Below are 17610 nucleotides of genomic sequence, written 5' to 3' on the forward strand. Positions count from 1 at the left end.
GACGTCATTCGGTAACTAATTAGGCAAAATTTATTATTGGAAAGCAGGTCGTTGACAGGCTTTGGCTCGACAATCGACTACGTTTTCTCATTTTCGGGCTGGCAGTATTTGCGCAGTGGTTCGCTATCTCTTTGATCTACGGCAAATCGGGCACCTGATTGTGCAGCGGTGCGGGCTGCTGGCTCCGTGAGCTATCGTATGGCCGCGCTTTTGCCTGGCCTCCCGATCAAAGTCTGGCTGCCTTCAGGCAAGGTTTGTGCTTGTAACCAGGCAATGACCCGAGCGAGGGAAAGTGACTTGGTTATTGACGCTTGAATCTTTGACAGCTGCCGATGAGCGGTTGTCCAGTCGTATTCTTTGCGGTTACCTAGGCACGAGGAAAGCTGCTGAAAGTACTCACTGAAGACGCTTGGGATGATGTACGACACTTATCCTGAAGAAACGCATGGTTAAGATTCGAATATCAATGTGACATTACATTGCTGATTGTTTAGGATGGCAATGTATAAGGTCAATAGTTTGGCATTTGGTTAATTCCAAAAAGCTATAGACGGAATATTGACGCCAATAAACGTCTAGAGATCATCGACATAGTTCCGCCTGAAGTGGTCTGCAAGTGCCGCTCTGGCAGGGAAGTACCCATCGGGTCACACGGAGAGTCCAATGAGCAGCGTTGTAGCCATCGTCAAAAGTATTGTCGGCCAGGTTATTGCGGTATCCCCAGAGGGCATTCGGCGTGTTCTGATCGAAGGGGACCGCCTGCTGGCCGGTGAAGAAGTGCTCACCGGCCCGGGTGGTGCAGTTACTTTGGAGCTGGCCGATGGCCGTCTGCTCGACCTGGGTCGTGATAGCCAGTGGAGCGCCGATGCGCCAGACAGCAGCACCGACCTGAGCCAGGCGACCGCACAGGCCGCGCCGTCGGTGGAGGAGCTGCAACAGGCGATCGCTGCCGGTGTCGACCCGACTACCGAACTTGAAGCGACTGCGGCTGGCCCATCATCGGCGGGCGGTGGTGGTGCACTGGGCGGTGGCCACAGCTTTGTCATGCTCGAAGAAACCGCGGGCCGGGTCGACCCTACCGTCGGCTTCCCGACTGACGGGCTGGGCTTTGCTGCCGTGCTCGATGGCGAAGAGGTTGGCGTGCTGGATACCACCAGCAACAACCAGGTAACTACGCCGACGACGGATACCAGCGTTGCTACCGACCTGGTTCTTGGCGCTACCCCGTCCATCAGCGAAGCGGGTGGTGTAATCGTTTATACCGCTACGGTTGGCCAGGCACCGAGCACCAACCTGGTGGTTACCCTTTCCAATGGGGCCGTAATCGTCATTCCGGCCGGGCAGACCTCGGGCAGCGTCAACGTCGTGGTTCCGGCAAACGATACCCCGTATATCGACGGGGACCAGATTTCGGCGACCGTAACGGGCACCACCGGGGGCGGTGGGCTGACGGTGACCGTGCCGCAAACACCTGCGGTTACCCAGGTTACCGATACCATCGACACTACCACCGCGACTCTGACCGCTTCGCCAAGCGTGACTGAAGGCGGCGTCATCACCTACACCGTGACCCTGAGCAACCCGGCGCAGACCCCGGTGACAGTAACCCTGTCCAACGGCCAGACCATTACCATCGAAGCTGGCAAGACCCAGGGCAGCGTTGACTTCCAGACCCCGGCCAACGACGTCTACAACAACGGCTCTACCGTCAGCGTCACCATCGAGGGCGCCACGGGCGGCAACTTCGAGCAGCTGACGCCGAATCCGACTCCGGCTCAGACCACGATCAACGACTCGGTCGACAACACCACCGCGACCCTGACGGCGAGCCCGTCGGTGACCGAAGGTGGCGTCATCACCTACACCGTGACCCTGAGCAATCCGGCTCAAACCCCGGTGACCGTAACCCTGTCCAATGGCCAGACCATTACCGTCGAAGCTGGCAAGACCCAGGGCAGTGTTAACTTCCAGACCCCGGCCAACGACGTCTACAACAACGGCTCGACCGTCAGCGTCACCATCGAGGGTGCCACGGGTGGCAACTTCGAGCAGTTGGTGCCGAATCCGACCCCAGCTCAGACCACCATCAACGATTCGATCGACACCACCACCGCGACCCTGACGGCGAACCCGTCGGTAACCGAAGGCGGCGTCATCACCTACACCGTGACCCTGAGCAACCCGGCCCAGTCGCCAGTGACCGTGACCCTGTCCAATGGCCAGACCATCACCGTCGAAGCCGGCAAGACCCAGGGCAGCGTCGATTTCCAGACTCCGGCTAACGACGTCTACAACAACGGTTCAACTGTCAGCGCCACGATTACCGGTGCGACCGGTGGCAACTTCGAGCAGTTGGTGCCGAATCCGACTCCAGCTCAGACCACCATCAACGACTCGATCGACACCACCACCGCGACCCTGACGGCGAGCCCGTCGGTGACCGAAGGTGGCGTCATCACCTACACCGTGACCCTGAGCAATCCGGCTCAAACCCCGGTGACCGTGACCCTGTCCAATGGCCAGACCATTACCGTCGAAGCCGGTAAAACCCAGGGCAGTGTTGACTTCCAGACCCCGGCCAACGACGTCTACAACAACGGCTCGACCGTCAGCACCACGATTACCGGTGCGACCGGCGGTAACTTCGAGCAGTTGGTGCCGAACCCGACCCCGGCTCAGACCACCATCAACGACTCGATCGACACCACCACCGCGACCCTGACGGCGAGCCCGTCGGTGACCGAAGGTGGCGTCATCACCTACACCGTGACCCTGAGCAATCCGGCTCAAACCCCGGTGACCGTGACCCTGTCCAATGGCCAGACCATTACCGTCGAAGCCGGTAAAACCCAGGGCAGTGTTGACTTCCAGACCCCGGCCAACGACGTCTACAACAACGGCTCGACCGTCAGCACCACGATTACCGGTGCGACCGGCGGTAACTTCGAGCAGTTGGTGCCGAATCCGACTCCAGCTCAGACCACCATCAACGACTCGATCGACACCACCACCGCGACCCTGACGGCGAGCCCGTCGGTGACCGAAGGTGGCGTCATCACCTACACCGTGACCCTGAGCAATCCGGCTCAAACCCCGGTGACCGTAACCCTGTCCAATGGCCAGACAATTACCGTCGAAGCCGGTAAAACCCAGGGCAGTGTTGACTTCCAGACCCCGGCCAACGACGTTTACAACAACGGCTCGACCGTCAGCGTAACCATCGAAAGCGCCACAGGCGGCAACTTCGAGCAGCTGACCCCGAACCCGACACCAGCTTCGACTGTGATCAGTGACAGTATCGATACTGTCACCGTAAGCATCGTCAGCAATGGCAATGTGACCGAAGACCAGCAGCCTTCCTTCACCGTGAAAGTAAGCCAGGCACTGGACCGTCCTCTGACTGTCACTTTGTCCAACGGCGACACCGTGACTATCGAAGCTGGCAAGACCGAAGTCGAGTACAAGACCTCGGCCCAGGGTGATGACGTAATCAAAGACGCTGGCTCTGTCACCCTCAGCGTCACAGACGCTACCGTATCGGGTGCCACTTTCGAGAAGCTGGACCTTGGTGGGCCGGCGACCGTTGAAATCTCGGACACCATCAGTGAAGTCGTCGCTACTCTGACCGTCGACAAGGCCTCCGTAGCCGAGGGTGGCCAGGTGACCTACACCGTCACCCTGACCAACACGCAGGGTCTGCCTGTTACTCAGCACGGCGCGTTGACCTTCACTCTGAGTGATGGGACGAAAGTCACCATCCCGGCCAACAACGCGTCGGGTACCGCGACCATCACGGTCGCCGATGACGTTTATGTCGGTGGTCAGGCGGCTATCGCGAACAAGCTGGAATCCGTATCGGGTGCGGACAGCTTCGAGAAGCTGACGCTCAGCGGTGATACCGTCACCACCTCCGTAACCGACGAGCCAGGCTCCGGCATTCCGGGTACTGGTAACCAGGGCGATCTGGTACAGGTCACCATCACCGCCGACCAGCCCTCGGTGGCTGAGAACCTCAAGCCGACCTTCACCGTACGCATCAATGCCCCATTGGAACACGACCTGGTCGTGACCCTGAGCAACAATGCCCAGGTCACCATCAAGGCTGGCGATATCAGCGCGCCGTATACTCACGACGCGCAGGGCGATGATGTCTATAACGACGCCGGCCAGATCAGTCTGGGCGTCGAGTCGGCGGCAGATGTCGACGGGCGAGTCTTCGAGAACCTGCAGCTGGGCGGTCCCGCTTCGGTCGAGGTGACCGATACCATCAGCGAAGTGGTGGCCAAGCTGACGGCCACCGAGTCCGTCACCGAAGGTGGCGAGATCACCTACACCGTCACGCTGACCAGCAAAGACGGCTTGCCGCTCAACAGCCACTCGACGCTGTACTTCACCCTCAGTGATGGCAAGACCGTTGTTGTGGTACCGGCCAACAGCACCACCGGTTCGATCACCGTGACCGCGCCGGACAACGTATACGTGGGCGCCAATGCGCCAGTGGTCAACGCGATCGACTCGGTCAGCGGTGCAGACGCGTGGAAGTTCGAAAAACTGACCTTGGACAAGACCGAAGTCAGCACAACGGTGACTGACGAGCCCGGAACCCCAGGCCCTGGCGGCGATATCGTCAAGGTCACCATCGAGGCCAATCAGGAGTCGGTCTTCGAGAACCAGAACCCGACCTTCACCGTGAAGATCAACACCGTTCTGGCGCACGATCTGGTCGTGACCCTGAGCAACAATGCCCAGGTCACTATCAAGGCGGGCGAAACCAGCGTGCAGTACACCCACGCCGAGCAGGGTGAAGACGTTTATCAGGATGCTGGCGAAATCAGCGTGGGCCTCAAGTCGGCGGCCGATACCGCAGGCAGCAGCTTCGAAAACCTGCAATTGGGCGGCGATGCGTCGGTGAAAGTAACCGACACCATCAACGAAGTGGTGGCCAAGCTGACGGCCACCGAGTCCGTCACCGAAGGTGGCGAGATTACCTACACCGTCACGCTGACCAGCAAAGACGGCCTGCCGATCAATAGCCACTCGACGCTGTATTTCACCCTCAGCGACGGCAAGACAGTTGTTGTAGTGCCGGCCAACAGCACCACCGGCTCGATCACCGTGACCGCGCCGAATGACATCTATGTAGGCGCTCAGCCTGTCGTCAATGCGATCGACTCGGTCAGCGGTGCAGATGCGTGGAAGTTTGAAAAGCTGACCCTGGACAAGACAGAGATCAGCACCACCGTCACAGACGGACCAGACTCTGAGGACACCACCTTCCTGACCCTGTCTGCTACGCCGACAGTGGCCGAAGGCGGCAAGATCACCTACACCGCCACCTTGACCAACAAGGCCGGTACTGACCTGGTGATCAAGCTGAGCAACGGTGAAACCATCACCATCGCCGCTGGCTCGAAAGAAGCGTCGATCACCATCGATGCCCCAAGCGACGACGTCTACGTCGATGCCGAAGACCTGAGCGTGACCGTCACCGGCACCACCGGTGGTGACTTCGAGAAGCTGGACGTCAGCAGTACTGCGGCTGTGACCAAGGTCACTGACACCATCGACACCACTACCGTCACCCTGACCGCCACGCAAAGCGTGCTCGAGGGTGGCGTGGTGACCTACACCGCATCGGTCAACCACAAGGTCACCGGTTCCGATCTGGTAGTGAAGTTGGCCAACGGCCAGACCATTACCATTCCGGTGGGCGAGTCGTCGGCTTCGGTACCGTTCACTGCGCCGAACAACGTCCACAACACCAACCTGGACCTGACCAACAAGATCACCAATATCTCGGGCGGCAATTACGAGAAGACCGTGGCCGTTGGCGAGCCGGTGACCACCGTCACCGACAACCCGGCGACTCCGGACGTCACCACGCTCACCCTGACCGCGACGGACACCGTGGCCGAAGGCGGCAAGATCACCTACACCGCCACCTTGACCAACAAGGCCGGTACCGACCTGGTGATCAAACTGAGCAACGGTGAAACCATCACCATCGCCGCTGGCTCGAAGGAAGCGTCGATCACCGTCGATGCCCCAAGCGACGACGTCTACGTCGATGCCGAAGACCTGAGCGTAACCGTCACCGGCACCACCGGTGGCGACTTCGAGAAACTTGATGTCAGCAGCACCGCGGCTGTGACCAAGGTCACCGACACCATCGACACCACTACCGTCACCCTGACCGCGACTTCGACCGTCGCTGAAGGCGGCGTGGTGACTTACACCGCGTCGGTCAACCACAAAGTCACCGGTTCCGATCTGGTAGTGAAACTGGCCAACGGCCAGACCATCACCATTCCGGTGGGTGAGTCGTCGGCTTCGGTACCGTTCACCGCACCGAACAACGTCCACAACACCAACCTGGACCTGACCAACAAGATCACCGATATCTCGGGCGGCAACTACGAGAAGACCGTGGCGGTTGGCGAGCCAGTGACCAATGTCACTGACAACCCGGCCACACCAGATGTAACGAACCTGAGCCTCAGCGCCACCAGCACTGTCGCTGAAGGCGGCAAGATCACCTACACCGCCACCTTGACCAACAAGGCCGGTACCGACCTGGTGATCAAGCTGAGCAACGGTGAGAGCATCACCATCGCGGCTGGCTCGAAAGAAGCCTCGATCACCATCGATGCGCCGAGCGACGATGTGTATGTCGATGCCGAAGACCTGAGCGTGACCGTTACCGGCACCACCGGCGGTGACTTCGAGAAGCTGGAGGTCAGCAACACTGCGGCCGTGACCAAGGTCACCGACACCATTGACACCACTACCGTCACCCTGACGGCGACTTCGACTGTCGCTGAAGGCGGCGTGGTGACTTACACCGCTTCGGTGAACCACAAAGTCACCGGTTCGGACCTGGTGGTGAAGTTGGCCAACGGCCAGACCATCACCATCCCGGTAGGCGAGTCGTCTGCTTCTGTGCCATTCACCGCACCGAACAACGTCCACAACACCAACCTGGACCTGACCAACAAGATCACCGATATCTCGGGCGGCAACTACGAGAAGACCGTGGCGGTTGGCGAGCCAGTGACCACCGTCACCGACAATCCGGCGACTCCGGATGTCACCACGCTCACCCTGACCGCGACGGACACCGTGGCCGAAGGCGGCAAGATCACCTACACCGCTACCTTGACCAACAAGGCCGGTACCGACCTGGTGATCAAACTGAGCAACGGTGAAACCATCACCATCGCCGCTGGCTCGAAGGAAGCGTCGATCACCGTCGATGCCCCAAGCGACGACGTCTACGTCGATGCCGAAGACCTGAGCGTGACCGTCACCGGCACCACCGGTGGTGACTTCGAGAAGCTGGACGTCAGCAGTACTGAGGCTGTGACCAAGGTCACTGACACCATCGACACCACTACCGTCACCCTGACCGCCACGCAAAGTGTGGTCGAGGGCGGCGTGGTGACCTACACCGCATCGGTCAACCACAAGGTCACCGGTTCCGATCTGGTAGTGAAGTTGGCCAACGGCCAGACCATTACCATTCCGGTGGGCGAGTCGTCGGCTTCGGTACCGTTCACTGCGCCGAACAACGTCCACAACACCAACCTGGACCTGACCAACAAGATCACCGACATCTCGGGCGGCAATTACGAGAAGACCGTGGCGGTTGGCGAGCCAGTGACGACGGTCACTGACAACCCGGCCATGCCAGATGTAACGAACCTGAGCCTCAGCGCCACCAGCACTGTCGCTGAAGGCGGCAAGATCACCTACACCGCCACCTTGACCAACAAGGCTGGTACCGACCTGGTGATCAAGCTGAGCAACGGTGAGAGCATCACCATCGCGGCTGGCTCGAAAGAAGCCTCGATCACCATCGATGCGCCGAGCGACGATGTGTATGTCGATGCCGAAGACCTGAGCGTGACCGTTACCGGCACCACCGGCGGTGACTTCGAGAAGCTGGAGGTCAGCAACACTGCGGCCGTGACCAAGGTCACCGACACCATTGACACCACTACCGTCACCCTGACGGCGACTTCGACTGTCGCTGAAGGCGGCGTGGTGACTTACACCGCTTCGGTGAACCACAAAGTCACCGGTTCGGACCTGGTGGTGAAGTTGGCCAACGGCCAGACCATCACCATCCCGGTAGGCGAGTCGTCTGCTTCTGTGCCATTCACCGCACCGAACAACGTCCACAACACCAACCTGGACCTGACCAACAAGATCACCAATATCTCGGGTGGCAATTACGAGAAGACCGTGGCGGTTGGTGAACCGGTGACCACTGTCACCGATAATCCGGCGACTCCGGACATCACCACGCTCACCCTGACCGCAACGGACACCGTGGCCGAAGGCGGCAAGATCACCTACACCGCCACCTTGACCAACAAGGCCGGTACCGACCTGGTGATCAAGCTGAGCAACGGTGAGAGCATCACCATCGCGGCTGGCTCGAAAGAAGCCTCGATCACCATCGATGCGCCGAGCGACGATGTGTATGTCGATGCCGAAGACCTCAGCGTGACCGTTACCGGCACCACCGGCGGTGACTTCGAGAAGCTGGAGGTCAGCAACACTGCGGCCGTGACCAAGGTCACCGACACCATTGACACCACTACCGTCACCCTGACGGCGACTTCGACTGTCGCTGAAGGCGGCGTGGTGACTTACACCGCTTCGGTGAACCACAAAGTCACCGGTTCGGACCTGGTGGTGAAGTTGGCCAACGGCCAGACCATCACCATCCCGGTGGGCGAGTCGTCGGCTTCGGTACCGTTCACTGCGCCGAACAACGTCCACAACACCAACCTGGACCTGACCAACAAGATCACCGACATCTCGGGCGGCAATTACGAGAAGACCGTGGCGGTTGGCGAGCCAGTGACGACGGTCACTGACAACCCGGCCATGCCAGATGTAACGAACCTGAGCCTCAGCGCCACCAGCACTGTCGCTGAAGGCGGCAAGATCACCTACACCGCCACCTTGACCAACAAGGCTGGTACCGACCTGGTCATCAAGCTGAGCAACGGTGAAACCATCACCATTGCCGCGGGCTCGAAGGAAGCTTCGATCACCATCGATGCCCCAAGCGACGATGTGTATGTCGATGCCGAAGACCTGAGCGTGACCGTCACCGGCACCACCGGTGGTGACTTCGAGAAGTTGGACGTCAGCAGCACTGCGGCCGTGACCAAGGTCACCGACACCATCGACACCACTACCGTCACCCTGACGGCGACTTCGACTGTCGCTGAAGGCGGCGTGGTGACCTACACCGCGTCGGTTAACCACAAGGTCACCGGTTCGGACCTGGTGGTGAAGTTGGCCAACGGCCAGACCATCACCATTCCGGTGGGCGAGTCGTCGGCTTCGGTACCGTTCACTGCACCGAACAACGTCCACAACACCAACCTGGATCTGACCAACAAGATCACCAATATCTCGGGCGGCAACTACGAGAAGACCGTGGCCGTTGGCGAGCCGGTGACCACGGTCACCGACAACCCGGCGACTCCGGACGTCACCACGCTCACCCTGACCGCGACGGACACCGTGGCCGAAGGCGGCAAGATCACCTACACCGCCACCTTGACCAACAAGGCCGGTACCGACCTGGTGATCAAGCTGAGCAACGGTGAGAGCATCACCATCGCCGCGGGCTCGAAAGAAGCCTCGATCACCATCGATGCCCCAAGCGACGATGTGTATGTCGATGCCGAAGACCTGAGCGTGACCGTTACCGGCACCACCGGCGGTGACTTCGAGAAGCTGGAGGTCAGCAACACTGCGGCCGTGACCAAGGTCACCGACACCATTGACACCACTACCGTCACCCTGACGGCGACTTCGACTGTCGCTGAAGGCGGCGTGGTGACTTACACCGCGTCGGTCAACCACAAAGTCACCGGTTCGGACCTGGTGGTGAAGTTGGCCAACGGCCAGACCATCACCATTCCAGTGGGCGAGTCGTCGGCATCGGTGCCGTTCACTGCACCAGACAACGTCCACAGCACCAACCCGGATCTCACCAACAAGATCACCGATATCTCGGGCGGCAACTACGAGAAGACCGTGGCCACCGGCGAGCCGGTGACAACCGTGACCGATGGTCCAGGTACCAAGGACGTTACTCACCTGACCCTGAGCGCGACGCCGACAGTTGCCGAGGGTGGCAAGATCACCTACACCGCTACCTTGACCAACAAGGCCGGTACCGATCTGGTCATCAAACTGAGCAATGGCGAGACCATCACCATTGCGGCTGGCTCGAAGGAAGCTTCGATCACCATCGATGCGCCAAGCGATGATGTGTATGTCGATGCTGAAGTCCTTCAGGTAAAAATGACCGAAACTTCGGGTGGTGACTTCGAGAAGCTGAATGTAAACAGCGGCGCAGCGGTGACCAAGGTCACTGACACCATTGACACGACTACCGTGACGCTGACGGCGACTTCGACCGTCGCTGAAGGTGGTGTGGTCACTTACACCGCGTCGGTCAACCACAAGGTCACCGGATCGGACCTGGTGGTGAAGTTGGCCAACGGCCAGACCATCACCATCCCGGTGGGCGAGTCGTCGGCTTCGGTGCCGTTCACCGCACCGAACAACGTCCATAACACCAACCTGGACCTGACCAACAAGATCACCGACATCTCGGGTGGCAACTACGAGAAGACCGCGGCCGTTGGCGAGCCGGTGACCACCGTCACCGACAACCCGGCGACTCCGGATGTCACCACGCTCACCCTGACCGCAACGGACACCGTGGCCGAAGGTGGCAAGATCACCTACACCGCCACCTTGACCAACAAGGCGGGCACCGACCTGGTGATCAAGCTGAGCAACGGTGAAACCATCACCATCGCCGCGGGCTCGAAAGAAGCCTCGATCACTATCGATGCACCAAGCGACGACGTCTACGTCGATGCCGAAGACTTGAGCGTAACCGTCACCGGCACCACCGGTGGCGACTTCGAGAAACTCGACGTCAGCAGCACCGCGGCTGTGACCAAGGTCACCGACACCATCGACACCACTACCGTCACCCTGACCGCCACGCAAAGCGTGGTCGAGGGTGGCGTGGTGACCTACACCGCGTCGGTCAACCACAAAGTCACCGGTTCGGATCTGGTGGTGAAGTTGGCCAACGGCCAGACCATCACCATTCCGGTGGGCGAGTCGTCTGCTTCGGTACCGTTCACCGCGCCGAACAACGTCCACAACACCAACCTGGACCTGACCAACAAGATCACCGACATCTCGGGTGGCAACTACGAGAAGACCGTGGCAGTTGGCGAGCCGGTGACCACCGTCACCGACAACCCGGCGACTCCGGACGTCACCACGCTCACCCTGACCGCGACGGATACCGTGGCCGAAGGCGGCAAGATCACCTACACCGCCACCTTGACCAACAAGGCCGGTACCGACCTGGTGATCAAGCTGAGCAACGGTGAGAGCATCACCATCGCCGCGGGCTCGAAAGAAGCCTCGATCACCATCGATGCCCCAAGCGACGATGTGTATGTCGATGCCGAAGACCTGAGCGTGACCGTTACCGGCACCACCGGTGGTGACTTCGAGAAACTGGACGTCAGCAGTACTGCGGCCGTGACCAAGGTGACCGATACCATCGACACCACCACCGTGACCCTGACCGCCACACAAAGTGTGGTCGAGGGCGGCGTGGTGACTTACACCGCGTCGGTCAACCACAAGGTCACCGGTTCGGACCTGGTGGTAAAGTTGGCCAACGGCCAGACCATCACCATCCCGGTGGGTGAGTCGTCTGCTTCGGTACCGTTCACTGCACCGAACAACGTGCACAACACCAACCTGGACCTGACCAACAAGATCACCAATATCTCGGGTGGCAATTACGAGAAGACCGTGGCGGTTGGTGAACCGGTGACCACTGTCACCGATAATCCGGCGACTCCGGACATCACCACGCTCACCCTGACCGCAACGGACACCGTGGCCGAAGGCGGCAAGATCACCTACACCGCCACCTTGACCAACAAGGCCGGTACCGACCTGGTGATCAAGCTGAGCAACGGTGAGAGCATCACCATCGCCGCGGGCTCGAAAGAAGCCTCGATCACCATCGATGCCCCAAGCGACGATGTGTATGTCGATGCCGAAGACCTGAGCGTGACCGTTACCGGCACCACCGGTGGTGACTTCGAGAAACTGGACGTCAGCAGTACTGCGGCCGTGACCAAGGTGACCGATACCATCGACACCACCACCGTGACCCTGACCGCCACACAAAGTGTGGTCGAGGGCGGCGTGGTGACCTACACCGCGTCGGTCAACCACAAGGTCACCGGTTCCGATCTGGTAGTGAAGTTGGCCAACGGCCAGACCATCACCATCCCGGTGGGCGAGTCGTCGGCTTCGGTACCGTTCACTGCACCGAACAACGTGCACAACACCAACCTGGATCTGACCAACAAGATCACCAATATCTCGGGCGGCAACTACGAGAAGACCGTGGCGGTTGGTGAACCGGTGACCACGGTCACCGACAACCCGGCGACTCCGGACGTCACCACGCTCACCCTGACCGCGACGGATACCGTGGCTGAAGGCGGGGCGATCACCTATACCGCCAGCCTGACCAACAAGGCGGGCACTGACCTCGTGATCAAGCTGAGCAACGGCGAGACCATCACCATCGCCGCCGGCTCGAAAGAAGCCTCGATCACTATCGACGCCCCAAGCGACGACGTCTACGTCGATGCCGGAGACCTCAGCGTGACCGTTACCGGCACCACCGGTGGCGACTTCGAGAAGCTGAACATCAGCAGCACTGCAGCCGTGACCAAGGTCACCGACACCATCGACACCACTACCGTCACCCTGACCGCGACTTCGACCGTCGCTGAAGGCGGCGTGGTGACCTACACGGCGTCGGTTAATCACAAGGTCACCGGTTCGGACCTAGTGGTGAAGTTGGCCAACGGCCAGACCATCACCATTCCGGTGGGCGAGTCGTCGGCTTCGGTACCGTTCACCGCACCGAACAACGTCCACAACACCAACCTGGACCTGACCAACAAGATCACCGACATCTCGGGCGGCAATTACGAGAAGACCGTGGCCGTAGGCGAGCCGGTGACCACTGTCACTGACAATCCGGCCACTCCGGACATCACCACGCTCACCCTGACCGCAACGGACACCGTGGCCGAAGGTGGCAAGATCACCTACACCGCCACCCTGACCAACAAGGCTGGCACCGACCTGGTGATCAAGCTGAGCAACGGTGAGACGATCACCATCGCCGCCGGTTCGAAAGAAGCGTCGATCACCATCAATGCCCCAAGCGATGACGTGTACCTCGATGCCGAAAACCTGAGCGTGACTGTCACCGGCACTACCGGTGGCGACTTCGAGAAGCTGAACATCAGCAACTCTGCAGCTGTGACCAAAGTCACCGACACCCTCGATAACACCGGTCTGACCCTGACTGCCACTCCTACCGTCCAGGAAGGTGGCCAGATCACCTACACCGCCACCTTGACCAACAAGGCCGGCACCGACATGACCATCAAGCTAAGCAACGGCGCCGTCATCAGCATCGAAGCGGGCAAGCTCTCCGGTAGCGTTACCGTTCCGGCGCCTACCGATGACGTCTATATCGATGCAGGCAACGTTTCGGCGAAGATCACCGAAACCAGCGGTGGCAACTTCGAGAAACTGAATGTCAGCGATACGGCGGCGGTCACTGCGGTAACGGATACCATCCAGACCACCACCCTCAGCATCAGCGGCACCTCCGCGGTCGCCGAAGGTGGCGATGCCACGTACGTCCTGAACCTGACCAACAAGGCCGAGAGCGACGTCACCGTCAAACTGACCTACACCGGCACCGCGGCCGATGGCACGGACTACACCGGCGTGGCCACCGTGGTGATCAAGGCCAACAGCACGCAGGCAACGTTCACCATCCCGACCCTCAAGGACAACTTCACCGAGGGCACCGAGCATTTCACCGTCAAGATCGATTCGGCCACTGGCGGCAACTTCGAGAAGCTCGACATCAGCTCCAGCGCCGGCAGCGTGACCACCCAGATCTTCGAGCCAGCCCCGGTTCTGGACCTGGATGGCAACGACTCCAGCGGCAAGACCGGTGCCGACTACCAGACCACCTTCACCGAGAACCAGCCAGGCAGTGGTGTGTCGATCGGCGATGTGGACGTCACCATCACCGACTTCGACAGCTCGAAGCTGACTGGCGCGACGGTCACCCTGACCAACCGCCAGCCGGGTGACGCGTTGAACCTGGGCAACAGTGTCAACGGCATCTCGATCAATGCCAACAGCACCGACGGCAAGGTAGTCCTGACCCTGAGCGGCGCTGCATCGCTGGCCGACTATATCCAGGCGATCAAGAACATCACCTTCATCAACAGCAGCGAGAACCCGAGCACCACGCCTCGCATCATTACCGTGACGGTGACCGACGGCGTTAATACCTCGAACACCGCCACGACCACGGTGAATGTGATCGCAGTCAACGACGCACCGGTTGCCACCGGCGGCGCCGTCACTGGCGTCGAAGACACGCCGCTGGTGCTGACCTGGAACGACTTCAACATTTCCGACGTCGACAGCGCCCTGTCGAGTCTGGGTGTGACCTTCACCCAGCTGCCAGCGGGTTCCCTGCAGCTCTTCAACGGCACCGCCTGGGTCAACGTCGCCCAGAACCAGACCGTCAGCCAGGCCGACATCGCTGCCGGCAACCTGCGGTTCGTGCCGAAACCCAACGAGTCGGGTATCGACGGATATGGCGGAACGGGCGTCGGCAACAAGCAGGCCGACTATGCCCAGATCAAGTACAAGCCTACCGACGGTACCGCTGCTGGTGGCGAGGCCACGCTGAAGGTCGATATTGCACCTGTAGCCGACAAGCCTGGCCTGAACATCGGCAGCAACACCCCCGATTCGCTTGGCCTGACCAAGGAAACCTGGAACAGCCTCACGGGCCTGGGCACCAACGGCAACGGCATCAGCGGTACTGCGCTGAAGAACGTGTTCGCCAACTCTGGCAGTGCCAGCAAGACCGAGCAGGTTACCAGCGCCGATTCGGGCGGTAGCGTTGCCGCCGGCACTGGCTCCAAGACCTCCGGCCTGATCTACCTGGAAGCCGGCCAGACCTACACCTTCAGCGGCACCGCCGATGACAGCCTGCAGGTCTACATCGGCAAAACCAGCGTGGTCGGCGCCACCTGGGGGGCGGGCGGTACGATCTCCGGCAGCTTCTCGCCGCCTGTCAGCGGCTACTACACCCTGGAGATCTACCACGCCAACCAGTCCGGCCCGGGCAGCCTGGATATCAACGTCAAGGTCGGTAACGGCCCGGTGACCGACCTGAGCAGCTCGGCCATCCCGATGTACCCGAACGTTGCGGCGATGGGTAACGCCGGGCTTTCCGTGTCCGATTTCCATGGCAGTGACGGCCAGGGCTACTACGACGGCTACAAGCTCAACGAAGGGCCGGAGAACGGCACCGTCAAGCTGGTTGGCATTTCCACCAACCTGACCGACACCGACGGCTCCGAGAGCCTGAGCGTCAAGCTGGACGGCATTCCGGCAGGTTCGGTGGTCAGCGATGGCGCCGGTCATACCGTAACCGTCGGCGCCACTTCGGTTGACGTCACCGGCTGGAGCCTCAACGGCCTGAGCATCAAACCGCCGGCGTACTACCAGGGCAGTTTCGATGTGAAGGTCACCTCGACCGCCACCGAGAGCGTGGGCGGCAGCAAAGCTTCCACCGAAGGCACGATCAAGGTAACTGTCTATCCGGACACCTACACCGCCAACAACCTGACCACCGACAGCGACAGTTTCACCGGCACCGCCACCAGCGACATCATCGTTGCCGACATCAGTGGCCTGCATGTGACGCCGGGTCAGGACTACAACATTGCGTTCATCGTCGATACCTCAGGCAGCATGGGCAGCGCGGTGGATGCCGCGCGCAACTCGCTGAAGTCGGTGTTCGATACCTTGGCCAACAGCGTCAAGGGCGCGCAGTCCGGTACAGTGAACATCCTGCTGGTGGACTTCTCCACCCAGGTGAACAGTACGGTTTCGGTCAACCTGGGCGACAAGAACGCGTTGAGCACGCTCTACACTGCGCTCAATACGCTCTATTCCAGCGGCTCGACCAACTACGAGGATGCCTTCAAGACCACCGCCAACTGGTTCAAGCAATTGATGGACGCGGGCAACACCGGCAGCCGCCAGACGTTCTTCATCACCGACGGCCAGCCGAACGTGTACCAGGCTGGCGAACGTGAGGGCACCTTCAAGAACATCGGCACCACGGTGGATTCCGTGCTCAAGTCGATCGGCTACAAGTTGGGCGACGTGGTCACCAACAAGATGGTGGGCAGCGACAACCGCTTCAGCATCGATGCCAAAGGCAACATGACCGCCGAGTACTGGGGCAAAAAGGGCTGGACCAACGACAATGGTGCGTCTGGACAGCTGCATGCCCAAGGTGATGGCACCTTTGAGTTCTCCTACGCTGAAAGCGGTTACTACTATGTGGACTACAACTCGCAACAAAGCTTCCTGTTGCTGTCCAACCTGTCTGGCGTGGAAGCCATCGGCCTGAACAGCGCGGTCAATGTCAACGACCTGAAGCCCTACGACACCGATAGCAAGCCGCAGACCAACATCGACCCGAGCAAACTGGCGGAAGCGATCCTGGGCCACACCGAAGCCACCGTGCCGGGCAATGACACCGTCAACGGTGGTGATGGCAACGACATCATCTTCGGTGACCTGGTGAGCTTCGGTTCGGTCGCCGGCAACGGTGTCGAAGCCATACAGGGCTATGTCGCAGGCCAGCTGGGTGTGGCCCTGGGTGATGTCGACGGTCGCGTGCTGCACAAGTACATCGTCGAGCACGTCAGCGAATTCGATGTCTCGCGCAGCAACGATGGCAATGACATTCTCAACGGTGGTGCGGGCAATGACCTCCTGTTCGGCCAGGGCGGCGACGACACCCTCGACGGTGGCAAGGGCAATGACATCCTGATCGGTGGCCTGGGCAAGGACACTTTGCTCGGTGGTGAAGGCAATGACATCCTGCTTGGCGGCAAGGGCGATGACACCATGACCGGTGGCAGCGGTGCCGACACCTTCGTATGGAAGGCTGGCGATACCGGCAATGACGTGATCAAGGACTTCAAGGTGGCCGAAGGCGACCGCATCGACCTGAAGGACCTGCTCCAGGGCGAGAAGGGCAGCACCATCGACAACTACCTGAAGCTCACCACGGTGGAAGGCACGACGACGCTGCAGGTCAGCAGCGAAGGCAAGCTCAATGCCGCCGGTGGTATCGCCAACGCCGATGTGACCATCAAGCTGGAAGGGGTGAACTGGTCCAACACCACGATCAACTCGTTGATCAGCGGTGCTGACCCGACCATCATCGTCCACAACAAGGACAGCTGATGCGCCAATGGGCTGCCCTGCAGCCCATCGCCATCACCGGCTTCAGGCTGGCGCTGTCCCTGTAGGAGCGGCCTTGTGTCGCGATGGGCTGCAGAGCAGCCCCCAGGTCTCCGGCATTGTTGCCGAAACCGTGGGGCCGCTTTG

The 17610-nt window shown here is 60.4% G+C and carries 1 protein-coding gene; it reads left to right on the forward strand.

Annotation, left to right across the window (positions count from 1 at the left end; all coding sequences use genetic code 11):
• The first annotated feature begins 663 nt into the window (after positions 1-663).
• Complete coding sequence (locus tag ABNP31_RS00675) at positions 664-17466, forward strand: retention module-containing protein (RefSeq protein ID WP_350012902.1); 16803 nt, start codon at positions 664-666, stop codon at positions 17464-17466.
• The last annotated feature ends 144 nt before the right edge of the window (positions 17467-17610 follow it).

Source organism: Pseudomonas asiatica (genome assembly GCF_040214835.1).
Taxonomy (GTDB): domain Bacteria; phylum Pseudomonadota; class Gammaproteobacteria; order Pseudomonadales; family Pseudomonadaceae; genus Aquipseudomonas; species Aquipseudomonas putida_Z.